We start from the raw sequence: 24,979 nt of genomic DNA, 5'->3' as shown, positions 1-24,979 counted from the left end.
TCATACGCTTCGACACCAAGATTGCCGTCATCGTCCACGCGGAGCTCGCCAGCTGGCAGAAGCTCAACGTCGCCTGCTTCCTCTCGGGCGGGCTCGTCGCCGCCACGCCCGAACTCGGCGGGGAAGCCTACCGCGACGGCTCGGGCAAGGTCTACGGCCCGCTGATCCGCCAGCCGGTGCTGGTCTTCGCCGCCTCCTCCGCCGATCTGTCGCGCGTGCTGCACCGCGCCGGTGAGGCGGGACTGCGTCCCTCGCTCTACACGCGCGAGCTCTTCGCCACCGGCCATGACGAGGCCAACCGTGCCGCGGTCGAGGCGGTCGCGACCGAGGCGCTCGATCTCGTCGGCCTCGCTTTGCATGGCGAGCGCAAGACCGTCGACAAGGCGATAAAGGGTCTGAAGCTGCACCCCTAAGGCGGAGGCAAATTCCGGGGTCGCGCGGCCTCCCCGCGTCATGGTCGGGCTTGTCCCGACCATCCACGTCTTCCTTTGACGCATACAGCGTTCAAGCCGTGGACCCTCGCCACAAGGGCGAGCATGACGGAAAGGCCGCCCCCACAATCCAGCCCTTCGGGCCACTTCATCCTCAGCGAGAAGGAAAAAGTGGAGCGCCCTCACCCCGTGCGCGCCACCCGCCCCTCCAGCGGATAGGCCGGGTCGGAATAGCCCGGCGTCGAGGGATGGCCGGCCGGCACCAGCGCGTCGATCAGCGCCTCGTCCTCAGCACTGAACGCGGCATCGAGGGCGGAAAGATAGCCCTGCCATTGCTCCATGGTGCGCGGCCCGGCGACGGCCGCCGTCAGCAGCTTGTTGTTGAGCACCCAGAGCACCGCGAACTGCACCGGCGTCATGCCGCGCGCCGCGGCGTGGTCGCGGATCTGCCGGGCGATCACCAGCGATTCCTCGCGCCATTCGGTCTGCATCAGGCGCCGGTCGGCGCGCCCTGCCCGCGTGCCTTCCGGCGGCGCCTGACCGGGCTCGTATTTCGCCGTCAGCACGCCGCGCGCCAGCGGCGAATAGCTGGCGACGCCGAGCCCGTAATAGCTGCAGGCCGGCAGGTGCTCGACTTCCGGCATGCGGTTCATCGCATTGTAATAGGGCTGGCTGACCACCGGCCGGTCGATGCAGAGCTCGTCGCAGAGCCGGCAGATCTCGGCGATGCGCCAGGCACGGAAGTTCGAGACGCCGAAATGGCGGATCTTGCCCTGCCGCACGAGATCGCCGACGGCTCGTACCGTCTCGGAAAGCGGCGTCTCGTGATCCTCCTTGTGGAGGTAGTAAATGTCGATGAAATCGCTGCCGAGGCGCTTCAGGCTGGCATCGCAGGCCTGGAGCAGCCATTTGCGCGAGAGCCCGCGCTGGTTCGGCCCCGGCCCCATCGGATTGGCCGCCTTGGTCGCCAGCACCCAGTCATGACGCTTGCCGGCAATGGCGCGCCCGACGACCTCCTCCGAACGCCCGTCGGAATAGGCGTCGGCCGTATCGATGAAGTTGATCCCGGCCGCGGCGGCATGGTCGATGATGGCGCGCGACTCCGCTTCCGGCGTCGCCCCTCCGAACATCATCGTGCCCAGGCAGAGCGGCGAGACCTTGAGGCCGGAACGGCCGAGCTGGCGATAATTCATGGCGATCTCCATGGGGGACGGGAAACCTGCCCGATACGCCCCGCCCGCACCAGCGCGACCGGCGCAGGGCGACCTTGCGCAAGGAAATCCTCAACCTTTCGTGACAGGCTCTGCCCATGCCCGTTCAGCCGACCATCCAGGCGAACCTCGCCACGCTCGCGCAGAGCCAGAACTTCGCGACCTTGCTCGCGGCGCTGAACAGCGCGGGCCTGAAAGCGGGCAATACGGTCGAGGCCAGGCTCCTGTCGCTCGACGGCGAAGGCAACGCCACCGCGCTCGTCAACGGCGTCAAGATCGCGCTCCTCCTGGCAGGGCCGGAAGCCCGGCAGGCGGCTCTTCAGCCCGGCGCCACGCTGCTGCTCCGTTTCGACGAACCGGCCAAGCCCGGCGCGCCCATGCAGGCCGTCCTGATCGGCAGCCGCCCCGCCTCTTCCGGTTCGCCCGCTCGGGCCCCGGGCCAAACCGCCCCCTCTGCCCAGACGGCGCTGGCGACGCCGCGCCCCGGAGCTTTCGTCCAGCAGCCGGTGACGACCGCTGGCGCCACGCTTCCCGCAGCCGGCGCCGCTGCATCGATCTCGGCCTCTATCGCCGCAACCGCGACGGCGTCCATCGCCTCGCCGCTTCCGACCGAGCGGGCGAGCGCTGCGATTCCCGCGCCAGGCATCCAGCCCCAGCACGCCCCCGCCTCACCGCGCATGATCGCCGGCCCGCTGCTCGGCGCCGCCATCGCCCGGCAAGACAGCCTCGCCCCGCTCTTCGCCAATCTCGGAGCGCTGGCGCAGGGCTCGGTCGCACTGGTCCTGCCGAAGCCGCTGCTCGCCCTGGTCGACCAGATCCTCGCCCAGCGCCTGCCGGTCGAAGGCAAACCGCTCACCGCAGAGGCCCTGCGCAACGCCGTCGCGCGCTCCGGCGTCTTCCTCGAAGCCCGGCAGGCGATTGGCGAAGCACGGCTGCCGCAGGCGGATCTCAAGGCCGGGCTACAGGCCCTGCGCGACCTGCTGCGGCCGGCCATCCAGGCGCTGCCCGCCCGCGAGCTGCGCTCTGCCGAGGGCGAGCCAGCGCCGGCACGTCCCTCAGCGCAGACCGGGCCGAGCGCCGCGGCACTGCCCGCCGCCGATTCCCGCCCGGCCATGCCACGTGCCGGCCTGCTGACGCCGCAGCCGGCACAGGAGCCCAGCCTGACAGCGGCTGCGCGTCCGGCAGCCATCGCCCAGACCCTGTTCGAGCAGACAGAATCCGGGCTCGACCGGATCACGCTGGCCCAATACGCCTCCTTGCCGCCGGAGACCGGCCGCAGCGAGCCGCAAGCCCCGCAACGCTGGCTCGTCGAACTTCCCCTCGCCTTGCACGATGGCACCGCGCTGCTGCCGCTCGAGATCGAACGCGACCCGCCGCAACCGGGAGCTGCCACGCCCGAAGCTCCGATCTGGCGCGTTCGCTTCGGGCTCGATGCCGAGCCGCTCGGCGCGCTCCAGGGCCTGGTGACCTTGCAGGGCCGCGCCATCTCCGTCTCCTTCTGGGCGGAACGCGAGGAAACCAGCCGCCTATTGCGCCAGGCGGGGCCCGATCTCGAGGCCTCGCTGGTCCAGGCCCGTTTCGACAGTGCCGCACTGGAAGTCCACACCGGCCAGCCGCGCCCCGGCAAGGCTGTGGCCGGCCAGTTCCTGGACCGCCGCTCATGACCGAGCCACTCGCCCCGCAGGTCGCGGTCGCGCTCGAATATGACGGGCATGGCGCGCCGCGCGTCACCGCCAAAGGCCGGGGCGAAGTCGCCCGGAAGATCGTCGAAACGGCGCGCGAGCATGAGGTCGCGATCGAGCAGAACGCGCTGCTGGCCGAGGCGCTGTCCGCCGTCGAGCTCGATGACGCCATCCCCGAAGAACTCTACCGCGCAACCGCGCAGGTGATCGCCTTCGTCTTGTCGCTGCGGCGCGACTTCAGGCGGACATGAGCGAAGAGATCGACGTCCGCCGCGTTTCCGCTGCGAGCTATGGCGCGATGGCCGCGGCCTTCGCGGATCTGTGCCGGCGCGCCGAAGCCCCGAACCTGCACATGGCCCCGGCCGCCATCGCCGCCGCCCTGTCGGGGCCCGTGCGACGGGCCGACGAGATCGTCATCCTTTGCGCCGAGGGCGGCGCCGGTGAACTCGTCGGCGTCTGGGCCTTCGGCAAGCGGCGCAGCCTCCATACCGGCTTCACGACGATGCTGCAGGCGCCCTTGGTGCCGCTCTACGAGGTCTCCTCCGCCCCGGTGCTCGACCGGCAGGTCGCTGCGCCGGCGGCGCTCGCCCTGCTGCGCTTCCTCGCCGGCGCCGCCGACCTGCCGAAGCTGCTGCGCCTGCCGTTGCTGCCTGTGGAAGGCGCCAGCTTCGCGGCACTGGCAGCGGCCTGCGCCGAAACCGGCAGCAGGCTGCACCGCTTCGACAGCTGGGAGCGGCCGATGGCGATGCCACGGCCGGGCGAGGATGCCGAGCGCTATCTGCGCCGCGCTTTGGGCCAGAGCTACAAGAAGCGCCTGCAGCAGCATCGCATGCTGGAGCGCGCCGGCACCCTGCAGCTTGGCCGCCATCGCCGCTCCGACGCCGTCACCGCTCTGGACGACTTCCTCGCGCTCGAAGCCGCCGGCTGGAAAGGCACGAACGGCACGGCATTGGCGAGGCTTCCGGCCGATGCCGCTTATTTCCGCGAGGTGATCGGCCGCTTCGCCGAGGCCGACATGGCGAGGATCGACCTGCTCCGGCTCGACGGGAAGCCGGTCGCCGCGGGCGTGCTGCTCGATTTCGCCGGACAGGCGCATTTCCTGAAGATCGCCTATGACGAAACCCTCGCCCGGCTCTCGCCCGGCCGTGGCCTCGCCATCGAAATGCTGCGCCACGACTTTGCCGGCGATGGGTCGTTCCGGCTCGACAGCGGCGCCGGCGACCGGGTCGATGCCTCGGCCTATCCCTGGGGCGAGCGGCAGGCCATGGCGAACGCGATCATCGCGATCGGCCCCGCCGGCTCGTCCCTGCCCCGGCTCGCCGCCCGCGGACGGCTGCTGCTGCGGCAATGGCGCGACCGCAAAGGCGGCACGGCGCGTTGACCGGGACCGCGCACTGGCCGATAGACGACGCGAGGTGTTCGAGAGCAGCTTGGTAAGGCGATGCGCGTTCTGGTGACGGGAGCAGCCGGGTTCATCGGCAACGAGACGGCCAGGGTCCTGCTGGAACGCGGCGACGAAGTCGTCGGCATCGACAATCTCAACGATTATTACGATCCCGCCCTGAAGCTGGCGCGCCTGGAGCGTCTCGCCGGTCACAACCGCTTCAGCTTCGAAAAGCTCGACCTCGCCGACCGCGAAGCCATGCGGGCGCTGTTTGCCGAAAGGCGTTTCGAGCGCGTCGTCCATCTCGGCGCTCAGGCCGGCGTGCGCTACTCGATCACCCATCCCCAGGCCTATCTCGACAGCAATCTGGCCGGTTTCGGACATGTCCTCGAAGGCTGCCGCCAAAACGGCGTCGAGCATCTGGTCTACGCCTCGTCGAGCTCGGTCTACGGCGCCAATACGCGCACGCCCTTCCGCGTCGAGGACAACACCGACCACCCGGTCAGCCTCTATGCCGCGACCAAGAAGGCGAACGAGGCCATGGCCCATGCCTATGCCCATCTCTACGGGCTGCCGGCGACGGGCCTGCGCTTCTTCACGGTCTACGGCCCCTGGGGCCGGCCCGACATGGCGCCGATGATCTTCACCCGGAAGATCCTGGCGGGCGAGCCGATCGAGGTCTTCAACGAAGGCCGACACGAGCGCGACTTCACCTATGTCGGCGACATCGTCGAGGGTGTCGTCCGCACGCTTGATACCATCGCCGCCGCCGACCCCGCCTGGTCCGGCGACGATCCCAGCCCCGCGACGTCCTCGGCGCCCTGGCGGCTTTACAATATCGGCAACGCCGCCCCGGTGCCGCTGATGGAGTTCATCGCGACCATCGAGCAGGCCGTCGGCAGGAAGGCGGTCATGGAGATGAAGCCGCGCCAGCCGGGTGACGTGCTGCGCACCGCCGCCGACGTCTCGGCGCTGGAAGCGGCCGTCGGCTTCCGTCCGCATACGCCGCTGGCCGAGGGGATCGGGCGGATGGTCAGCTGGTATCGCGATTTCTACCGGGTTTGAAGGACAGGCCATGACGTCACCTGCGAAGATCGGCATCGTCACCGTTTCTGACCGCGCCTCCGCCGGTGTCTATGCCGATGAAGGCGGCCCGGCGATCCTCGACTACCTCGGCAGGGCGCTGACGAGCCCCTGGCAGGCGGTCTCGCGCGTCATTCCCGACGACCGCGCCGGCATCGCAGCCACACTCACCGAGCTCGCCGATGTCGAGGGCTGCTGCCTGATCGTCACCACCGGCGGCACCGGCCCGGCCCCGCGCGACGTCACCCCCGAGGCGACCGAGGACGTGATCGACAAGCTCATGCCCGGTTTCGGCGAGTTGATGCGCCAGGTCAGCCTCGCCAAGGTGCCGACCGCGATCCTCTCGCGCCAGCTCGCCGGCATCCGCGGCAAATCGCTGATCGTCAACCTGCCTGGCCGCCCGCGCGCCATCGCCGAATGCCTCGACGCGGTGATGCCGGCGATCCCCTACTGCATCGACCTGATCGAAGGCCCCTATCTCGAGACCGATCCGACCGTGATCCAGGCCTTCCGCCCGGGGCAGAAGCCGAAGGGCTGAAGAATCGGCACCATTCATGACATGGTAGCTTCGCTGCCCTAGAGAGGCAGACACCGTTTCGCTCGCCGTCGAGACCGCAAGATGCCTTCGCCCAAGATCATTCCGCTCATCATGGCCGGCGGCGCCGGCACACGGCTCTGGCCGCTGTCGCGCGATACCATGCCCAAGCAGTTCATCCCGCTGCTCGAAGGCGGGCTCTCGACCTTCCAGGCGACTCTGCTGCGGCTGGCAGACCCGACCTTCGACACGCCGATCGTCATCACCAACAACGATTTCCGCTTCATCGCCGCCGAGCAGATGCTCGCCTGCGGGATCGAGGGCGAGATCGTGCTGGAGCCCGAGCGTCGCGATTCCGCCGCCGCGATCGCCGTCGGCGCCGTGCTGGCCAGTCGGCGCGATCCCGAAGCTGTCGGCATCGCCCTCGCCTCCGATCATCTCATTGTCGATGCTGCCGCCTTCCGCAGCGATTGCAAGCGCGCCGCGCGCCTCGCCGCGGCCGGGCTGATCATGACGCTGGGCATCCCGCCGACATATCCCTCGACAGCCTATGGTTATCTCGCACCGGGCGAGGAGCTCGCCGAGCCGGGAGCCAGCCGCCTGGCCCGCTTCGTCGAGAAGCCGAAACTCGAACTCGCCACGCGCTATCTCGCCGAAGGCTATCTCTGGAACAGCGGCAATTTCCTTTTCGCCGCAAGGACGATGCTGAGCGAACTCGCGCATCACGCCCCCGAGGTGCTCGAAGCCGCCGAGGCCGCCGTTGAAAAGGCCGGACGAGACCTCGACTTCCTGCGGCTGGACCGGGACAGCTTCGTCCGCGCCACCAGCATCTCGATCGACTACGCAGTGATGGAGCGCACGGAGCTCGCCGGTATGCTCGCCGCTTCCTTCGATTGGTCGGATATCGGCTCCTGGAACTCGATCCACGAGATCAAGTCCAAGGACGGCGACGGCAATGTGCTGGAGGGGCGCGCCGTGGTGATCGACAGCCGCCGCTCGCTGGTGCGCAGCGACGAGATGCTGACCACGGTGGTCGGTCTCGACGATGTCGTCGTGGTCGCGACCCGCGACGCCGTGCTGGTCTCCTCGATGGCGGCAGCCGGGAAGGTCAAGAACCTGGTCGAACGGATGAAGGCCGCCGGCCGACCCGAAGCCAGCGAGCATCTGCGGATCTACCGGCCCTGGGGCTGGTATCAGCGCATCGACATCGGCGCCCGCTTCCAGGTCAAGCGCATCCATGTCAAGGAAGGCGGCCAGCTCAGCCTGCAGAAGCATTTCCACCGGGCCGAGCACTGGGTCGTCGTCTCGGGCACGGCCGAAGTCACGGTCGACGAGCGCACCGTCATGATCCATGAGAACGAATCGGTCTATCTGCCGATCGGCTGCACGCACCGACTGAAGAATCCGGGACGGATTCCGCTCGAGCTGATCGAGGTCCAGGTCGGCGCCTATACCGGCGAAGACGACATCGTCAGGATCGAGGACATCTACGCGCGCGGCTGAGAACCGGCCCGCGCCTTCTCGTCAGCGCCGCTTCTCCAGCGCCTGCCCGATTGCCTGGACAAGTTCGGACGAGACCGGGTCGGTACGCGAGCTGAAGCTGCCGGCGAGACTGCCATCGCGGCCGATCAGGTATTTGTGGAAATTCCAGGTCGGGGTCTCGGCCGGCCGCTGGCTCGCCGCCCAGCGATAGAAGGGGTGGGCCGCCTCGCCGCGCACCGCGACCTTCTCGGTGATCAGATAGCTCGCGCCATGGCTCTGCCGCACCGCCTCAGCGATGGCGGCCCCGGCGAGCGGCTCCTGGCCGCCGAAATCATTGCTCGGCACCGCGATCAGCATCAGCCCGCGGGTGCGATAGCGCTGCCAGAGCTGCTCCAGCCCGGCGAACTGGCCGGCGAGGCCGCAGCGCGTCGCGGTGTTGACGATCAGGATGGGTTTGCCGCGATAGGCCTCGAGCGGGACCCGGCCACCCTCCGCCCTGTCGAAGCTGAAGGCATAGGCGTTGTTCTCTCCCTGCGCCGCCTTCACCTCGGCGATCAGCGGACAGGCGAGCAAGGCGAGCAGATGGCGGCGGTGGAGGCGCATGGGCTGGCTCCCGCAAGGTCGGCAGGCACTCTAATGTAAAATCAGCCTCGGCGGGAGCAGGTTTTTTGGTACCGCCTCGGCCGCTCGCCAGGGACGGCGAAGCCCCGGCCTTGCGGCCGGGGCTTCGCGGAAAAAACAAGATCCGGTCCGGGCCTCAGCAGGCCAGGACCTTCTTCACCCGGACTTCGAGGTCGCGCAGCTCGTAGGGCTTCACGACGTAATGGTCGGCGCCATTAGTCGTCGCCTCGTCCATCTTGTCGACCGAGCGCTCGGAGGTCGCCATGATGATCTTGATCTGGTTGAGCTCGGGCACCGAGCGGATGGCACGCAGCAGGTCGATGCCGCTCATCCCGTCCATGTTCCAGTCGAGCAGCAGCAGATCATAGCGCTTGACCTGCATCTTCATCAGCGCCTCGCGGGCGTTCTCGGCCTCGTCGATATCCTGGAACTCGATCTGCTTCAGAAAATAGGTCGCGAGGCCGCGCATGCTCTTCTGGTCGTCCACCACGAGGATGCGATAATCGCTTCTCGCCTTTGTCATAACACTCTCCTCAGGCGGTGCGCTGATGCGGCCTGTCGCCGATCAGCCCCGCGACGACGCCACCGATCTGGTCGAGCGCGACGGCCCGGTCAGCGGCGCCGATCTCGAACGCGGCTTTCGGCATCCCGTTTACCACACAGGTCTCGCCGCTTTGGATTAATGTTTCGGCCCCGGCTTTGCGCATGGCTAACAAACCGTCAGCGCCATCGCGTCCCATTCCGGTGAGCAGCACGCCGACGGCCTGGGCGCCGGCGGCCCGCGCCATCGAATGGAACATCACGTCGACCGAAGGACAATGTCCGCTGACCAGGGGGCCTTCCCTGAGCACGCAGACGAGCTCGCCACGGCGCTCCTCGATCTCGAGATGGCGATGGCCGCCGGGGGCGACCACCGCCATGCCCGGCCTCAGCCGGTCGCCATCGGCGGCCTCGCGGACATCGAGGCCCGTAGCCGCCGCGAGCCTGGCCGCGAACTTCGCGGTATAGCCGGCCGGCATGTGCTGGACGACGACGATCGGCAGCCGCGTGAAGGCGAGATCGCGCATCACCACCTGGACGGCCGGGACGCCGCCGGTAGAGGCTCCGATCGCGATCAGCGGCGCCCTACCGGCCGTGCGGCTGATCTCGCGGGCCATGGCCGGGCGGTTCGGGATCGGAGTTCCGGCGCCGACCGCGCCCTGCGTCGTGGCACGCGCCGCCAAGAGCAGGCGGCGGCTGGCCGAAGCCCGCTGCAGCGCCGTGCCGACATGCTTCATGAAGCCTTCGAGCGTATGGGTGGTGCCGTCCGGCTTCTCGATGAAGTCGATCGCTCCCAGCTCCAGCGCCTGGATGGTGTTGTCGGCGCCCGGGCCGCCAAAGGCCGAGACGATCAGCACCGGCAGCGGATCCTGCTTCAGCACGCGGGCGAGCAGCTTCAGCCCGTGCCGGCCGGGCAGTTCGAGATCGAGCGTCAGGATGTCGGGCCGCAATTCCTGGATCGCGTCCCAGCCTTCCTCTGCACTGCCGGCGACGCCGATCACCTGGAATCCGGGCGTCGCGTTGACGATCTGCGTCATCAGCTTCTGCATCAGCACGGAATCGTCGACGACCAGGACCTTTACCGGGCCGGCCGAAGCGGATTGCATGCCCATCACCAGATCTCCACTTCGCCCGCCACCGGCTGGGTCTTGAGACGGTTGAGGTAAGCGAGCTCCTGCTCCCGTTCGGGATCGCGCGCGGCCTGCTGCACGTGCTGGACCCAGGCGCGTCCGGTGGAAGGCTGGTAATGGATGCGGCGCGAGCGCGTGCCGCCGACGTCCTTGGAGACGACCGGGATGCCCTCGCGGGCGAGGAACTCGTTGACGAAGGTGATATTGCCTTCGCCGATCGCCAGCATGGTGGCGCCGGAGAGCACGCGGGCACCGCCGAAAACCTTGGCCTCGAGCTGGTTGCGCCTTGCGCCGCGCTTCATCAGCCCGTTGATCAGCACCTCCATGGCGGTGTCGCCATAGCGCTCGCCGGCATGGGTGTCTGAACCGCCATTGTTCTTGGGCAGCAGGAAATGGTTGAGCCCGCCGACCCCGGCCTGGGGATCGCGCATGCAGACGGAGATGCAGGATCCGAGCACCGTCGCCACGATCTCGTCCTTCGCCGAGGTGATCTCATGCTCGCCCGGCGCGACCGTGATGATGGTCGCATCGAAGCGCGGATCAAAATAGCGCCGCGAGGATCGGGCCAGGGTCATGGGATGCGCTCGTAGATCGTCCGGCCGATGAGCCGGAGCCCGGGGTGGGGCTGCGGCAGGGATTCCGAATGGCCGAGATAGAGGAAGCCGCCGGGCTGGATGAGCCCGACGAAGCGATCGAGGATCGCCGCCTTGGTCGGCGTGTCGAAATAGATGAAGACGTTGCGGCAGAAGACGACGTCGAAGGCGCCCCGCATCGGCCAGGGCTCGATCAGGTTGAGCCGCTTGAAGGCGATAAGCCGTTTGAGATCATCGCTGATCCGGGCCTCTCCGCGCATGGGATTGGCCTCGTTCCGCAGCAGCGGACGCAGATCGCCGGGAAGGCGCTCGAACTGTTCGAGCGGATAGACCCCGGCGGCGGCGCGGTCGAGGATGTCGGTGTCGATATCGGTCGCCAGGATCCTGAAATCGAGATCGCCGCGATGGCCGATCGCATCGCGCGAAACGGCGGCGATGCTGTAGGCCTCCTCGCCCGAGGAACAGGCCGAGGACCAGATCCGGATACGTCCCCGCCGGGCGGCGCGCTCCTGGATCAGGCGTGGCAGGACCTCAGCGCGCAGATGGTCGAAATGATGCCGCTCGCGAAAGAAGGCGGTGTGGTTGGTGGTGACGGCGTTGATCAGCTCGGGGATCTCGTCGATCGCCGCCGGCGTCTTCAGGAAGGCGCAGTACTCGGCGACGGAGCTCATCCCGAGCGCCTTGACGCGGCGGGCCAGCCGGCCGCGCGTCATCGCCTCCTTGTGCTCGCGGATGACGATGCCGGCATGCTCGTAGACCAGTCTGGCGACGAAACCCATATCGTCGCGCGTCAGGGTGGCTTCGGCCGGGGGGCTGGGAGCTAGCATGGTCTGACTCTGCACCCGCAACGCTTAAAACTCCGCCCATTCGTCGCGCCGCCCGCCGGCTGCGACCTTGCGGCGCGGCGGCTCGGGCCGGAAACGGTTGTCGCTGCCGCGGGAAGGCGTCGCCGGCGCCGGACGCTGCGAGGCCGAGTTCTGGCGCGGCGCAGGCACATGGGGGACGGCCGGCATCGGCAGGCCTCGGCTCGAGGCCTGTTCGGTATGGAAGAAGGCGACGAGGTTCCGCAGTGCCTCGATCTGGCTGGCGAGGCTGTTCGCCGATCCGGCGCTCTGCTCGGCCAGCGCGGCATTCTGCTGCGTCGCCTCGTCCATATGCGCCACGGCCTGGCTCATTTCCGCGATGCCGCCGGCCTGCTCGGCCGTGGCCTCGGAGATCTCGGCGACCGTGCTCGTCACCTGCCCCGCCGCGGTGACGATCTGGTTCAGCGCATCGCCGGTATGGCGCACGAAACGAACCCCGTCGGCGACCTGCTCGTTGGAAGCGGCGATCAGCCCCTTGATATCCTTTGCCGCCTGGCTCGAACGCTGCGCCAGGGTACGGACTTCCGAGGCGACCACCGCGAAGCCCTTGCCGGCCTCCCCGGCGCGAGCCGCCTCGACCGCCGCGTTCAATGCCAGAAGATTGGTCTGGAAGGCGATGCCGTCGATGACCGAGACGATATCGGAGATCCGCGCCGAGGACTGCTCGATCCGCTCGATCGCGCGGATCGCGTCCGCGACGACCTTCTGCCCTGCCTCGGCCACGCCCATCGCCTCGCCGGCGCGCTCCGTCGCCATGCGCGAGCGCGACGCGCTCTGCTTGACCGAGGCGGCGAGCTGCTCGGTCGTCGCCGCGGTCTGCTCGAGGCTGGCAGCGCTGTCCTCGGTACGCTGCGCGAGGTCGGCAGCCCCGCTGCGGATCTCGGCGGCGGTGGTCGCGACATGACCGGAGGTCGCCTGGATGCCCGAGACGGTCTGCGCCAGCCGCGCCATCGTCTCGTTCAGCCCGCGCTTCAGTTCGGCGAGCCGGCCCTGATAGTCGCCGACGACGCGCTGGGTCAGATCCCCTTCCGCCAGGCCGGCCAGGACCTCGGCGAATTCGCCGACGCCGCTGTCGACGATATCGTTGATCTGGTTGATGCCCTCGGCGATGCGGGCGAGCGCATCGGACTTGCCGGCAAGCGGAATGCGCCGCGAGAAGTCGCCTTCAGCCGCTGCGGAGACGACATCGGCGACTTCGTTGGCTGCCGCGACCTCGTCCGTCAGCTCGCGCCACTCCATGGTCGCGCCGAGCAGCCGGCCGTCCGCCTGCACCATCTGGCTCAGGGTGAGCGCGACCGTGCGCCGCCCGAGCGCGAAGCGCAGCGAGCGCATGCCGCCGGCCACGAACCCGCCGGACGACTGATGGTGGAAGACGTCCATCACCTTGCCGAGCATGTCCTTGGCGGAAATGCCGGGAAAGGCGATGCGGAAATCGTCCTGCGCCTCGGCGAAGAACTTCAGCAGCGACCGGTTGGCGAAGACGACACGACCCTGCGCGTCGCAGACCATGATGTTGGTACGGCACCCGTCGAGCGCTGCGCGAATCCGGCTGGCTTCGACGCTGCTGTCCTGAAGCTGCTGCAGGCTGCGGGCGAGATCGCCGACCTCGTCCTGACGCGCGAGTTCCGGCAGATCGGCTTCCTTGCCCTGCGCCAGCTGCTCGGTGCCCTCGCGCATCGCCGCCAGCGGCCGCGCGAGCGAGCGCGCGACGAGCCAGCCGAGCCCGGCGGCGACGGCGATCCCGGCAGTGCCGAAGACCAGCGCCGGGCCGAGCATGGCGGAGGTTACGGTTTCGGCCTGCGGACCGGCGAGGCCGAGCGTTGCAAGCTTCGCCGCAGTCGCCTGCTGGACCGCGATCGTGACCCCGGTGGCGGCGAGCAGAGCCCCGCCGGCAAAGAGCACCGGCAGTTTGAAGGTCAGTTTCGAAAGGCCCGCCGGCATCATGCTCATCGGCTCTGTTGGTTTCTTCGGGGCGGTCGCAGGCCGGACAGGTTCCTCTGGCGCGGTGGCGGGCGTCCTTGGGCGATCGCTCGACGATTCAGTTGGCGCGTGCGTGCCGAGCCTGGGCGTCGCCGCCGTCCTTGATCACCGCCGCGAGGTCGAGCAGCGCCACGATATCGGTGTCGAGCAGCACGAGTCCCTCGATCAGGCCGTGCTCGTCGCGCTCCAGATCCGGCGCCGGACGCACCGCGCTGACCGGCACATCGACGATGTCGGAGACCGAATCGACAAGCAGGCCGGCAGTCTTGTCCTCGACATCGACGACGACGATGACATGGGTCGCGGTCGCATCGGTGACGCCAAGTCCGATCGCGGTGCGCAGATCGTAGACGGCGAGGATCACGCCGCGCAGATTGAGCACGCCGCGCACATGCGGAGCGGCATGCGGCAGCGGCGTCGTGGCCTGCCAGCCCTTGATCTCGCGGACCATGCCGACATCGATGCCGAAGGTGCGGTCACCGACGCGGAAGGTGACGATCCGGCGTGCGGCCGATTCGGGCTGGGCCGAGGTGAAGTGCTTTTCGCCGAGTTGCAGGGTCATGGTCATCCAGCCAATTTGAGTTCGGGAGCAGTTGGGCGACCGCCGGCCGCCGCCAGGCGCAGCATCGAGTCGACGTCGAGGATGAGGGCGACCAGGCCATCGCCGAGGATCGTCGCCGCCGAAGCGCCGTTGACCGTGCCGTAATTGGCTTCGAGGCTCTTCACGACGACCTGCTGCTGGCCGACGATCTCGTCGACCGCGATGCCGACATTTCCGCCGCGCTCCGTCTCGGCGATGATGATGATGTTCTCGTCGCGCGTGCCGGACGAGCCCATCACGGCGCCGAGCCGGTAGAGCGGCGTCACCTCGCCGCGCCAGCGCAGCACTTCCTGGCCGAAGGTCAGCCTTTCGATCGGCGTATTGGCGAGATGCTGCGTCTCGATCACGCTGGCGATCGGGATGACATAGCGATCGTCGCCGCAGCGGATCACCATGCCTTCGAGCACGGCAAGCGTCAGCGGCAGAGCGAGCGTGAACTTGCAGCCGCGGCCCGGCTCGGAATCGACGCTGATGCGGCCGCCGAGGGATTCGACATTGCGCCGCACCACGTCCATACCGACGCCGCGGCCGGAGATATCACTGACCGCATCGGCGGTCGACAGCCCGGCAGCGAAGATCAGCTGGTCGATCTCCTCCGGCGCGAGCCTCTCGTCGGCGCCGACGAGGCCGCGAGACCTGGCCTTGGCCAACAGCCTGTCACGACCGATGCCGCGCCCGTCATCGGTGACCGAGATGACGATCCGGCCGGCGCGATGCTCGGCGATCAGCCTGATCGTGCCCTCGGGGTTCTTGCCGGCGGCGATGCGCTCCTCCGGCGTTTCGAGCCCGTGATCCATGGAGTTCCGGATCATATGGGTCAACGGGTCGGCGAGTTCCTCGATGATCGTCTTGTCGACCTCGGTATTCTCGCCCTCGAGGACGAGCTTCACTTCCTTGCCGAGCGTCTGGGCGAGCTCGCGCACCAGGCGCGGCATGCGCTGGAATACGGCCTTCACCGGCTGGGCGCGGACCGCCATGACATGGTCCTGCAGTTCGCGCGTCTGGCGCGACAGGGTCAGGATGCCCTCGGCAGTCTTGGCGTAGACGTCATAGGGCAAAGAACGGACGCATTCGACCAGCATCGACTGCGTGATCACGATCTCGCCGACCAGGTTCATCAGCCGATCGATGCGGTCGAGATCGACGCGCACGCTGACCGCCTGGCGCTGGCGTGCCGCCGCGGCGTCGTTCGCCGCTGGCTTGGCGGCGGGGCGTGGCGCGGCGACCGGCGGCGGGGCGACGGTAGCGGGCGAGAACGAAGCCGCCGACGGCGCCTCTGGCGCAGCCGGGAGCGGCGCGGCAGGCGGGCCGAGACGGGCGAGGATCGCCGAGAGATCCGCGGCGACGTTCTGCGGCACCTCGGAAGGCGGCGCGATCTCGTCGAGCCCGTCATCATTGGCCGCGGCCGGCATGACCTCGACCTCGAACTCCTCATTGGCGAGGGTGAAGTCGAATTTGGCGACGATTTCCTCGACCGGCAACTCGGTGCGCAGCAGCACGCTGAAACGCATATGGCAATCGGTGACGTCGAGCGCTTCCAGCGCCGGAACCTGGCTCATGTCGCAGGCCACCGAGACGATCTCCTCGTCCGGCAGGCTGCCGATCACGACGCGCGGCTCGATCACCCGGCGGAACAGGTCGCTGTCCGGATTGATCCGGACGCAGACCTCGCGGCCGGGCCGGGGCGCGGCGACGGCGGCGACGGGTTCGTCGTCCCAGCCATCATCGGCGGCGGGCGCCGATGCGGCCGGCGCTGCGCTCTTGGCCTCGACCATGGCGAGCAGATTGCCGAGCGCAGCGATGCCGGGGGGCTCGTCGCTGACAGCCGCCGGAGCGTCCGGCTTGGCCTGTCCGACCTTTTCCAGCGCCGCCAGCAGATCCGGACGGGCCTGCGCCGGCTCGTCGTTACGCGCCGCGGCGACGAGATCGGAAACCGCATCCGAACAGCGCAGGAACAGGCTGAAGGGGGCATCGTCCAGAGCTACCCGGCCCGAACGCAGATGGTCGAGCGAAGCCTCGAAGACATGGGCGAACGAGACGAGCTCGGTGCAGCCGAAGGCCCCGGCCCCACCCTTGATCGAGTGGATGGCGCGGAACGCGGCATTGACGTCCTCGGGATCGCGCGAGCCCTCGTCGAGCGCCTGCAGCTTCTGCTCGAGGGCGCCGAGCAGCTCTTCGCATTCCTGGAAGAAAGTCTGTTTGAGTTCCGCCAGAGGATCCATCAAGCCGCCTCAGTTCTGGTAGCGCGCGACGAGGCCGAGCAGGGTGTTGGGCTCGAACGGCTTGACCATCCAGGCGCTGGCACCAGCACGGCGGCCTTCCGCCTTGATCTCGGCGCCGTTCTCGGTGGTCAGCACGATGATCGGCGTGTTCTGTCCGGCCGGCCGCGCGCGGCAGGCGCGCGTGAACTCGATGCCGTCCATCACCGGCATATTGAGGTCGGTGATGACGAGGTCGGGCTTGAACTGGTCGAAGCGCGCGAGGCCCTCCTCGCCATTTTCCGCCTCCGCCACCTCATGCCCGGCATTACGCAGCGTCATACTGAGCAGGCTGAGCAGGGTCTTGGTGTCGTCGATTGCCAGGATGCGCATCGCATTCACTCCAGGACGAGGGCGCTTTGGGCGAAATCGAAGCCGATCGCCTGAAAGGACTGACGGCACTCCTCGGACATCGCCTTGAGGGTGACGCTGAGATCGTGCGCTTTCGCACTGGCCGCAGCAGCGTGCAGCAACTGGATCCAGAGGCTGGGAAACGCTCCGGCCCCTGCGCATTCGACGCAGACGCTTTCGCGCTGCTCGAGCGCGACGAGGAGCTGATTGCGGAAGGCGGCAGCTTCGGAACGGCCGAGAAGGGGCGGCAGGGAGACGGTAATGACCACGGCAGCTCGACCTGTGACGAATTGTCGAACGCTGTCACGGAATTGGTAAAAATTTCGCTAAGCGCTCGCCGGACGAGGAAGGATTGTGACCGTTTCGGGGCGTGCGGCGCTGCGCCCACGCTCCCGATCCGCCGATGCCCGGAATTCGATGGAGGCCTCAGAACAGGCTATTGCTGATCGCCCGCGGCACCAGGGTGATGGCGCCGCTCTGCTCCTTGTATTTGCGCGGGATGTTGATGATCCCCGACAGATGCAGCCAGAGATTGTTCGGAGAGATCGGCTTGACGATGATCTCATGCGCCCCGAGCTTGGCGGCCTGGACGACCGCGCGTCGGTCGGGCCGCTCCATCATCACCAGCACCGGCGCCTTGGCGAAGGGCGAGGTCTTGAAGGAGCGGATCGAGGCCAGGCATTTCATGCTGTCCCCGTCCGGCAGATCCCAGTCGAGGATGACGATGTTGGGCTGCTTCTGGATGAACATGGTCGCGGCGGCGGCGAGATCCGCCGCCTCGAAGATCCGCTGCAGCTGCGCCTGATAGAGCATCGTGCGGATGATGCGCCGATAGTGCGGGCTGGCGTCGATCAGCAGCACCGAGAGATTGGGAAAGGCGGGAGCGATATGCATGACGGCGATTGCGACCCGATACTCAACACCACATCCGGGCGCGCAGGCCCGCTACTCCAAGAACCGCTTGCCGCACCATCCGCCGCTCAGACGCTGAGCCCGAAGCGGAAAGCGCCCCAATGCCTGCCCCTGACGAAGATCGGCGCCGACAGATCTTCCATCACCAGGAAATTGCCGCCGCCCATGTCGCGCCTGTAGGTCTGCAGCAGGAACGGCTTCTGATTGCGCGCCGCCGCCAGTCCGGTGCGATCGTCGAACAGGCGCCGGTTGCGGCAATTGGCATTGTTCCAGACCGGATCGGGGCCTTGCGGCTGCGCATATTTGCGGTTGTGCGTCGGCAGGAAGCCGTTGCGGTCGACCGCGACGCAGAACACGACACGCCGGTTGTCGGCGAGCAGCCTCTCCTGCAGCGGCGGCAGCAGACGATCGGTCAATGCGACGAAGCGCGTCATCTGCTGCACCGGATTGGTTCCCGGTACCGGCCGGTAATCCTCGTCGAACAGCTCGGCCATGCCGATCTCGCCATTGGCGAGCGCCTGCTCGAACATGCCGGCGATCGTCGTCGCCACCTCGATCGCCGTCGCGATCATCTCCGATTGCGGGGTGCGCACGCCGGAGGCGGCGATCGCGCCGAGGACCGCCTCGCTTGTCGAGACGAGCGAACTCGCCCGGCGCGCCGCGACTTCGAGGCTGTGGCTCGACTGCTCGACGCCGCCGACCAGATCCTTCAGCTCCGCCCCGACCCTGGCGAAGGCCACCGCATTGTCGCGCGTCGGCGCCGAAATGCTGTCGATCTCGGCGATCAGTCCGACCACCGACTTACCGAAATGGTCGAGCTCGCCGATCTGGCGTGAAATTCCCTGGCTCTCCTCGCTGGCACGCCGTGCCGCCAGGGCATTGGCCTCGCTCTGGCTCGCCAGCTGGTCGACGGTGGCGACGAGCGCCTCGAGCTGCCGGGCGCTTGCGGTCGTGGCGTCGCGGGTCTGTTCGGCGAGTTGCTTGACCGCGGCGGCGATCACCGCGAAGCCGCGTCCGGCGGCACCGCTGCGGGCGGCCTCGACGCCAGCATTGATCGAAAGCAGCTGAATCTCGCGGGTGATCGACTGGATCGCCTCGCTCGCCTCGCGCAGCTTGTGGGCCCGGTCCGCGGCACCGGCGAGCGCCTGCGAGATCGACTGAGCGCCGTCGGAGAGTTCGCCAATGTCCTTCTGCGCCGCATTGAGGCCGAGCCGGACCGCGCCGGTGACGCGCTCGAGCCCGATCTTCACGACGGAGGCGGCATTCTGCGCCTCCTCAGCCGAACGCTGGATCGCCTGATTGGCGCGCGCCACCTGATCGACGGAGTCGACGACGCGGTGCAGCCCGTCGGTCTGCCGGTCGAGCTGTCCATTGACGTCGCCGATCCGCCCCGAAATGTCGGTGATCTCGCTGCTCAGCTTGCCGAAGCGCTCGGCGATCTCGACGACCGCGCGCGAGGCGGCCAGCGCTTCGGGCGCTTCCTCATTGGCCGGGACAGGCGTCTTCAATGCCTGGGCGTGCATGGACACGGCGCTTCCGCATGAGCAATCGGCGGGCAGAACCTAAACGAACGCAGTAAATCGGCGGTTAATGGCCGTGATCATGCCATTTTTGGCCGATGGAATGCTCATACCCGCCCGAAACTCCGATCTCACGATCGCCGTATTCCAGCCTTGCTCTTCACGATAACCTAACGGCAGCCCAAGCATAAGGCGACCGGCCCCTGGAGGAGTCCCATGCATCACCTCGCTTCGCTTTCGCGCCGCTCGCTGCTCGGCTTCGGCGCCACTGCCGCAGGCCTCGCCCTGGCCCCGAAGGTCTGGGCACAGGCCGCCGCGCCGGCCGCTCCGGCCGGGCCCTTCTCGCTGCCCAAGCGAGCCTATGAAGCAGCGGCGCTCGAACCCAATATCGACGCCGCCACCATGGACATCCACTACAGCCGTCACCACGCCGCCTATGTCGCGGGCCTCAATGCTGCGGTGAAGGACCATGGCGTGCTTGCGCAAACCCCGCTGCAGCAACTGCTCGGCGATCTCGGCAAGGTGCCCGAAGGCGCCCGCGTCGCGGTACGCAATGCCGGCGGCGGCCATGCCAACCACAGCATGTTCTGGGAAATCATGGGCCCCAATGCCGGCGGCGCGCCGACCGGCGAGGTCGCTGCGGCGATCACCCGCGACCTCGGCGGCTTCGACAAGTTCAAGACCGATTTCGACGCGGCCGGCCTGCGTGTCTTCGGTTCGGGCTGGGCCTTCGTCACCGTGACCAAGGACGGCAAGCTCGCCCTCGCCAGCAAGCCCAACCAGGATACGCCGCTGATGGACAAGCAGATGGTCCTGATCGGCAACGATGTCTGGGAGCACGCCTATTACCTGAAATACCAGAACCGCCGGGCCGAGTATCTGAAGAACTGGTGGAATGTGGTCGACTGGAACAAGGTCAATGCCCGCTATGCCGCCGCCAAGGCCGGCAAGCTGACGATCTGACCGCAGACGACGACCCGCCGCCATGATGCCCGGCGCAACGGCCGGGCATTTTTTCGTACGGCTCCAGCCTTGATCCCCCGGTGCTGCCGAAAGACCGGGTTGAGGAAACGAAGAATTTTGAAGATTCCGAGGCCACGACAAGGTGATCGCGGCTGGTGGAACACCTCGGCCGGCTCTATCGTTCAGGTTGCATTCGCCTAGCAGGGAGCATGCTCGTGACACTGAACAGCCTTGCCCGCATCGGCGCGGTCGCGCTGATGCTTCTCCCGCCCGCCGCCATAGCGCAGCAGCGCACGCTCGGCCCGCCGAGCGGCTCCGTCCGCATCGAGGCGGTCTCCATCGCCTTCCTCGGCCAGGGCCAGCTCGGCGGCGGCACCTTGTCCTTTCACGGCCGGAACTATCCGATCAGCGTCGGCGGCCTCGGCGTCGGCGGCATCGGCGCGTCCAAGCTCACCGCCACGGGCCGGGTCTACGGGCTCAGGCAGCGCGAGGATTTCGCCGGAACCTATGTCCAGTTGAGCGAAGGCTGGGCGGTCGGCCGCGCCGGCCGGGGGCGCCTGGTCCTCAAGAACAACAAGGGCGTCACCATCAGCCTCGACGCTCGCCGCCAGGGTCTGCAGCTCGCTTCGGGCGTCGACGGCATGGTGATCGGGTTCAAATAGCCCCTGCCCGGGCTGCTGCGAGTTTAAGGCTCGGCGCGCGTGTCGCACCGCGACGCGCCGGGCCAGGCGCTATTTGGCCGGGTCAGGCTGCGCCTCTGCGGTCTCAGAAGCCCGGTCCCGGCTCGGCCATTGCCAGGCCAGCATCGCCGCCGCCGCGCCGAGGCCGATCAGATCCGTCATCCAGTCCGGCTTGACCAGGCAGAAGGCCATGCCGATGAGCAAGATCCGCTCCCACGCCGCGGCGCGGCGCAGCAGGTAGCCGTGCAGCCCGGCGGCGAGCAGTCCGATGCCGATCACGGAACAGACGAAGCGCCAGATGATCGTCGGCCAGTCGCCGATCATCAGCAGGGCCGGCTCATAGACGAACATGAACGGCACGATGAAGCCGGCCGCACCGATCTTCATTGCCGCCCAGCCGCTGCTCCAGAGATCGGCCTTGGCGAGCCCCGCCGCGGCGAAGACCGCGAGCGCGACCGGCGGTGTGATCGCCGACAGGATGGCGAAATAGAAGGCGAACATATGTGCCGCCGGCATCGCCACGCCGAGCTTGATCAGCGCCGGCACCAGGAGCGAGGTCATTACGATGTAGGCCGGTGTCGTCGGCATGCCCATGCCGAGCACGATGCCGGCGACGGCCGTGAGCAGCAGCGCCAGCAGCAGATAGTTCTGCGACAGGCCGATCACCGCCTGGGTGAAGACGATGCCGGCGCCGGTCAGCGCCACGACGCCGATGACGATGCCGGCGCAGGCGCAGGCCAGCGCCACGGCGAGCGCGTTGCGCGCGCCGTCGATCATCGCGTCGATGATAACAGGCAACCGGACATTGCCGCGCGTCGAAGCCCGCAGAGCCGCGACCGGGAAGCACAGCACCGTGCCGGCCAAAGCCGCCAGCGGTGCGCTATAGCCGGAATAGAGCACGGTGAGGATGGTCAGCACCGGGATGAAAAGATGGCCGCGCTCGCGCAAGGTCGTGCCGAGCCTCGGCAACTGGCTGCGCGGCACGCCCATGATGCCATGGCGCTTGGCCTCGAAATGCACCGCCCCGAAACAGGCGATATAGTAGAGCACCGCCGGGATCAGCGCCCAGATCACCACCTGGCCGTAGGAGACCGAGAGGAACTCGGCCATGACGAAAGCGGCTGCGCCCATGATCGGCGGCATGATCTGCCCGCCGGTCGAGGCCACCGCCTCGACGCCCGCCGCGAAATGCGCCTTGAATCCGGTCCGCTTCATCAGAGGGATCGAGATCGGCCCGTCGACCATGACATTGGCGACGGCGCTGCCCGAGATCGTGCCGAACAGGCTCGACGAGACCACCGAGACCTTGCCCGGCCCACCGGCGGTGTGGCCGGTCAGCGAGAGCGCGAAATCCATGAAGAGCTGGCCGGTGCCGGTGCGCTCCATGAAGGAGCCGAACAGCACGAAGATCATCACATAGGCGGCGGAAACGCCGAGCGGCGCGCCGAAGACGCCTTCCGTCGTCATGAACAGCTGGTCGAGCAGCCGCATCGGCTCGACCCGCGCGACGAACAGCGCGTAGCAGAGGAAGGCGATAGCGGTGAGCGGCAGCGCCCAGCCAATCAGCCGCCGCGTCGCCTCGAGCACCAGGACGACGAGAAGGACCGCCATCGCCATGTCGACCGGCGTCATGTCGTCGACATAGTAGATCCGGTTGACGATGTAGTCGTAGTTCCAGAACAGATAGGTGATCGGCGCGACCGCGAGCGCGAGCAGCGAATAGTCGAGCAACGACGGCGCCGCATCGGCGCCCGTCCTGCGATAGATCAGGAAAGTCAGCGCCAGCGCGAACAGAAGATGCGTGCCGCGGAAGATGATCGCTTCCGGCGTCCCCTGCCCACCGAGCGCCGGCGGCAGGATCACCCATATATGATAGAGCGCCATGGCGACGGCGATCACCGCCGTGACCAGCCGCACGATGCCGACATGGCTGAACTCGAACTTGAATTCGGGTCTGGGAATGCTGATGTCCACGGGCGCATCCTGGCTCGGAACCGACCCTCCGCCAGGCGGCGAGGGTCGCGCACGCTAAAGCGGCGCGACCGGATCGGTGGCTGCTGGGGATCGCGCACCGGCGCCGCCGGCGCGCCGGGCTTTCAAACCGTCCGCACGGAGCGTCGGGAACCGGTCACTTCGACGCGACCGTGATGCCCTTTTCCTTGTAGAATTTCGCCGCGCCGGGGTGGAAAGGCACGCCGACATCCTCCGCCATCAGCTTCGGCGTCAGCCCCGCCAGCGCCTTGCTGGTCGCCGCCAGCGCCGGGACATTGTCGGCGATCGCCTTGGTCATGGCGTAGACCTGCTCGGCCGGCAGCTTGCAGGAGGCGACGATATGGGTGGCGTAGCCGATCACCTTCACATCCTCGCCCTGCTTCGGATAGGTGCCCTTCGGCACCGTCACCAGCGTGTAGCCAGGGTTCAGCTTGCGCATGCCGTCGAGATCGGCCGAGAGGTCGAGCAGCTTGACGTCGCGTGCCGAGGCCAGATCCATCACCGCGCCCGAGGGAATGGCGGTGCCGAGCGAGAAGGCCTGCGCATGGCCGTCCTTCACCTGCTCGACCGAGTCCGTATAGGAGACGAAGGAGATCTTGACGTCGCTGTAGCTCATCCCGTGGACCTTCAGCAGCTGCCCGGTGATGAGCTCGCCCGTATTGCCACGCGGCTGGGTGGTGATCGCCTTGCCCTTCAGATCCTTGACGGTCTTGATCCCGGAATCGACCGGCACCAGCATCTGGAAATACTGCGGATAGAGCGAAGCGACATTGCAGATGTTTTCGTGCTTCTTCGGGAATGGCGCATTGCCGGCGAGCCCGTCCACAGTCGAGATCGAGTTGCCGAATCCGACCTCCGCCTTGTTCTCCTCGATGGCGCGGACATTGGCGATACCGGCGCCCGGCAGCGCCTGAACCGCAAGCCCTGGCACCGCCTTTTCCCAGAGATCCTTGAGCTGGCCGCCGAGCGGCACCCAGACGCCGCCTTGCGGCCCGGTCATCAGCCGCATTTCCGCGGCCGCAGCCGCAGCCGGCAGGCTCAGCGTCGCGACGGCAGCCAGACAGAACAGATAGCTCGGTATGCGTGACATCGGTCTTCCTCCCTCGAGCATTCTTCCCTCGGCGCCGCGTCTTTGCGCGCGGTCGCTTTCCGATGGCGGCCCGGTCCTTGCGACCGCGCACCCCAGGGACAGAAGCTATCGGCTGAAGCCCGTCTGGCAAGCCCCGATTTCCCGACGGGGCGGCGGTGGAGTTCCCCGGGCCGGCCGATCATGCCCTCGCCCGGCGCCGCGTTGAGCGCCTGGCCTACCCGAGTGCCGAGCCGAAATTCATCCAATGGGCGGTCGCGAGCCAGCCGGCATCGACCGGGATCGAGGCGCCCGAAACGGCACTTGCCGCATCCGACATCAGGAAGCCGACGACCGCCGCGATTTCCTCGATCTCGACGAGCCGGCCCATCGCCGTCGCCTGCTTGATGGCGCTGTCGTCGCGCAGGCCGGCCTCGATCTTCTGCCGCATGATCGGCGTCAGCGTGAAACCGGGAGCGACGGCGTTGACGCGAAGCCCGGCCTGTCCGAACTCACCCGCGGTCAGCGCCGTCAGCGAGCCGAGCGCAACCTTGGTCGGGGCATAGGCGTGCAAAGGCAATGGGCGGCTCTCATTGATCGAGGTGATGTTGACGATCGCGCCGCCGCCAGCGGCCATGATCGCGGCGCCGAATGCGCGCGTACAGGCCAGCGCCCCGAAATAGTTCACATCCCAGATCCGGCGATGAGCCGCCTCGTCCATCGCCATGAAGGGCGTGACATCCTGGAGCAATCCGGCGGCATTGACCAAGCCTGCAACCGCGACGCCGCGCGCCTTGAGATCCCCGGCGAGCGCATCGACAGCCGCGGAATCGGCAACATCCAGCGCGGCGAGCGAAAGGGCGCCATCTCCCGCCCCGTCTTTCAGGCGCTCCAGGGCGGAGGCGCTGAGATCGGTCGCGATGACGCGCCAGCCATCGGCCAGCAGGTGCTCGACGATTCCGCCGCCGATTCCGCCTGCCGCGCCGGTGACAATGATCGCGGCACCGGCCTCCCGGTGACGGGACATGATCGAACGCTGGTCAATCCTGGCGGACATCGCCTTTTCCTTTCCTGACCTGCGAACGCTTCGCTTCTGCCCAA

General features: G+C 67.8%; 25 protein-coding genes. 9 read left to right on the top strand and 16 right to left on the bottom strand.

What is annotated here, in order from left to right; genetic code table 11:
• Positions 1–2: 2 nt before the first annotated feature.
• Entirely contained in the window at positions 3–413 is a 411-nt protein-coding gene (locus ACWGRX_RS11810) for a DUF2000 family protein (RefSeq protein ID WP_452117946.1), read from the top strand.
• 200 nt (positions 414–613) lie between these two features.
• On the opposite strand, the gene ACWGRX_RS11805 is transcribed toward ACWGRX_RS11810, so the two are convergent.
• Positions 614–1,624 carry an aldo/keto reductase gene (locus ACWGRX_RS11805; protein WP_452117697.1) on the bottom strand — a complete coding sequence of 337 codons (1,011 nt, stop codon included), beginning with the start codon at positions 1,622–1,624 and terminating at the stop codon, positions 614–616.
• A 116-nt stretch (positions 1,625–1,740) separates the two neighbouring features.
• Between ACWGRX_RS11805 and fliK the strand changes: the two genes are divergently transcribed.
• The 6 genes from fliK to ACWGRX_RS11775 all read left to right on the top strand — a co-directional run bounded on the left by fliK (position 1,741) and on the right by ACWGRX_RS11775 (position 7,829).
• Positions 1,741–3,306 (top strand): flagellar hook-length control protein FliK, encoded by a 1,566-nt coding sequence (gene fliK, locus ACWGRX_RS11800; protein ID WP_452117696.1) that lies wholly within the window; start codon positions 1,741–1,743, stop codon positions 3,304–3,306.
• Positions 3,303–3,575, top strand: coding sequence for an EscU/YscU/HrcU family type III secretion system export apparatus switch protein (locus ACWGRX_RS11795; protein ID WP_291647020.1), 273 nt, complete (start codon positions 3,303–3,305; stop codon positions 3,573–3,575). Before fliK ends, ACWGRX_RS11795 begins: the two co-directional genes overlap by 4 nt.
• The gene (locus ACWGRX_RS11790) at positions 3,572–4,705 is read left to right on the top strand and encodes a GNAT family N-acetyltransferase (protein ID WP_452117695.1); all 1,134 of its coding nucleotides are present in this window, start codon (positions 3,572–3,574) and stop codon (positions 4,703–4,705) included. Before ACWGRX_RS11795 ends, ACWGRX_RS11790 begins: the two co-directional genes overlap by 4 nt.
• Before the next feature lie 60 nt (positions 4,706–4,765).
• The gene (locus ACWGRX_RS11785) at positions 4,766–5,773 is read left to right on the top strand and encodes an NAD-dependent epimerase (RefSeq protein WP_452117694.1); all 1,008 of its coding nucleotides are present in this window, start codon (positions 4,766–4,768) and stop codon (positions 5,771–5,773) included.
• Positions 5,774–5,783: 10 nt separating this feature from the next.
• Positions 5,784–6,329, top strand: coding sequence for a molybdopterin adenylyltransferase (mog, locus tag ACWGRX_RS11780; RefSeq protein WP_452117693.1), 546 nt, complete (start codon positions 5,784–5,786; stop codon positions 6,327–6,329).
• A gap of 81 nt (positions 6,330–6,410) precedes the next feature.
• The gene (locus ACWGRX_RS11775; protein WP_291635443.1) at positions 6,411–7,829 is read left to right on the top strand and encodes a mannose-1-phosphate guanylyltransferase/mannose-6-phosphate isomerase; all 1,419 of its coding nucleotides are present in this window, start codon (positions 6,411–6,413) and stop codon (positions 7,827–7,829) included.
• 21 nt (positions 7,830–7,850) lie between these two features.
• Here ACWGRX_RS11775 and ACWGRX_RS11770 read toward each other — a convergent pair whose 3' ends face one another.
• From ACWGRX_RS11770 to ACWGRX_RS11715, 12 genes are all read right to left on the bottom strand, one after another.
• Positions 7,851–8,411, bottom strand: coding sequence for a glutathione peroxidase (locus ACWGRX_RS11770; RefSeq protein ID WP_452117692.1), 561 nt, complete (start codon positions 8,409–8,411; stop codon positions 7,851–7,853).
• 154 nt (positions 8,412–8,565) lie between these two features.
• Complete coding sequence (locus ACWGRX_RS11765) at positions 8,566–8,952, bottom strand: response regulator (RefSeq protein WP_291635447.1); 387 nt, start codon at positions 8,950–8,952, stop codon at positions 8,566–8,568.
• 10 nt (positions 8,953–8,962) lie between these two features.
• Positions 8,963–10,081, bottom strand: a complete 1,119-nt coding sequence (gene cheB, locus ACWGRX_RS11760; RefSeq protein WP_452117691.1) for a chemotaxis-specific protein-glutamate methyltransferase CheB — start codon at positions 10,079–10,081, stop codon at positions 8,963–8,965.
• Positions 10,081–10,674: a chemoreceptor glutamine deamidase CheD gene (locus ACWGRX_RS11755; protein ID WP_291635451.1), complete on the bottom strand. Its 594-nt coding sequence runs from the start codon at positions 10,672–10,674 to the stop codon at positions 10,081–10,083. The genes cheB and ACWGRX_RS11755 overlap by 1 nt, the downstream gene beginning before the upstream one ends.
• The gene (locus ACWGRX_RS11750; RefSeq protein ID WP_452117690.1) at positions 10,671–11,519 is read right to left on the bottom strand and encodes a CheR family methyltransferase; all 849 of its coding nucleotides are present in this window, start codon (positions 11,517–11,519) and stop codon (positions 10,671–10,673) included. Before ACWGRX_RS11750 ends, ACWGRX_RS11755 begins: the two co-directional genes overlap by 4 nt.
• Before the next feature lie 24 nt (positions 11,520–11,543).
• On the bottom strand, positions 11,544–13,505 hold the full coding sequence (locus ACWGRX_RS11745) for a methyl-accepting chemotaxis protein (protein WP_452117689.1): 1,962 nt from the start codon (positions 13,503–13,505) through the stop codon (positions 11,544–11,546).
• An 88-nt stretch (positions 13,506–13,593) separates the two neighbouring features.
• Positions 13,594–14,097: a chemotaxis protein CheW gene (locus tag ACWGRX_RS11740; protein ID WP_452117688.1), complete on the bottom strand. Its 504-nt coding sequence runs from the start codon at positions 14,095–14,097 to the stop codon at positions 13,594–13,596.
• A gap of 2 nt (positions 14,098–14,099) precedes the next feature.
• Positions 14,100–16,358 carry a chemotaxis protein CheA gene (locus ACWGRX_RS11735; protein ID WP_452117687.1) on the bottom strand — a complete coding sequence of 753 codons (2,259 nt, stop codon included), beginning with the start codon at positions 16,356–16,358 and terminating at the stop codon, positions 14,100–14,102.
• Between the two features lie 9 nt (positions 16,359–16,367).
• Complete coding sequence (locus ACWGRX_RS11730) at positions 16,368–16,727, bottom strand: response regulator (RefSeq protein WP_066471565.1); 360 nt, start codon at positions 16,725–16,727, stop codon at positions 16,368–16,370.
• 5 nt (positions 16,728–16,732) lie between these two features.
• A complete protein-coding gene (locus ACWGRX_RS11725) occupies positions 16,733–17,014 on the bottom strand; it encodes an STAS domain-containing protein (RefSeq protein WP_291635463.1) in 282 nt (93 codons plus the stop codon).
• A 157-nt stretch (positions 17,015–17,171) separates the two neighbouring features.
• A complete protein-coding gene (locus ACWGRX_RS11720; RefSeq protein ID WP_291635464.1) occupies positions 17,172–17,639 on the bottom strand; it encodes a response regulator in 468 nt (155 codons plus the stop codon).
• Positions 17,640–17,725: 86 nt separating this feature from the next.
• Positions 17,726–19,180: a methyl-accepting chemotaxis protein gene (locus tag ACWGRX_RS11715; RefSeq protein ID WP_452117945.1), complete on the bottom strand. Its 1,455-nt coding sequence runs from the start codon at positions 19,178–19,180 to the stop codon at positions 17,726–17,728.
• A gap of 213 nt (positions 19,181–19,393) precedes the next feature.
• Here ACWGRX_RS11715 and ACWGRX_RS11710 point away from each other — a divergent pair, with 213 nt between their 5' ends.
• Both ACWGRX_RS11710 and ACWGRX_RS11705 read left to right on the top strand, forming a co-directional pair.
• The gene (locus ACWGRX_RS11710) at positions 19,394–20,140 is read left to right on the top strand and encodes a superoxide dismutase (protein WP_452117686.1); all 747 of its coding nucleotides are present in this window, start codon (positions 19,394–19,396) and stop codon (positions 20,138–20,140) included.
• Positions 20,141–20,355: 215 nt separating this feature from the next.
• Positions 20,356–20,802, top strand: a complete 447-nt coding sequence (locus tag ACWGRX_RS11705; RefSeq protein ID WP_452117685.1) for a hypothetical protein — start codon at positions 20,356–20,358, stop codon at positions 20,800–20,802.
• 69 nt (positions 20,803–20,871) lie between these two features.
• Here the strand turns inward: ACWGRX_RS11705 and ACWGRX_RS11700 are convergent, their stop codons facing one another.
• The 3 genes from ACWGRX_RS11700 to ACWGRX_RS11690 all read right to left on the bottom strand — a co-directional run bounded on the left by ACWGRX_RS11700 (position 20,872) and on the right by ACWGRX_RS11690 (position 24,935).
• A complete protein-coding gene (locus tag ACWGRX_RS11700; protein WP_452117684.1) occupies positions 20,872–22,794 on the bottom strand; it encodes a TRAP transporter permease in 1,923 nt (640 codons plus the stop codon).
• Positions 22,795–22,948: 154 nt separating this feature from the next.
• Complete coding sequence (locus ACWGRX_RS11695) at positions 22,949–23,902, bottom strand: TAXI family TRAP transporter solute-binding subunit (RefSeq protein ID WP_452117683.1); 954 nt, start codon at positions 23,900–23,902, stop codon at positions 22,949–22,951.
• Between the two features lie 214 nt (positions 23,903–24,116).
• Positions 24,117–24,935: an SDR family NAD(P)-dependent oxidoreductase gene (locus ACWGRX_RS11690; protein WP_452117682.1), complete on the bottom strand. Its 819-nt coding sequence runs from the start codon at positions 24,933–24,935 to the stop codon at positions 24,117–24,119.
• Positions 24,936–24,979: the final 44 nt, after the last annotated feature.

The sequence above is a fragment of the Allobosea sp. NPDC055594 genome (assembly GCF_053618995.1).
This window is presented reverse-complemented; position numbering and strand designations above follow the sequence as displayed.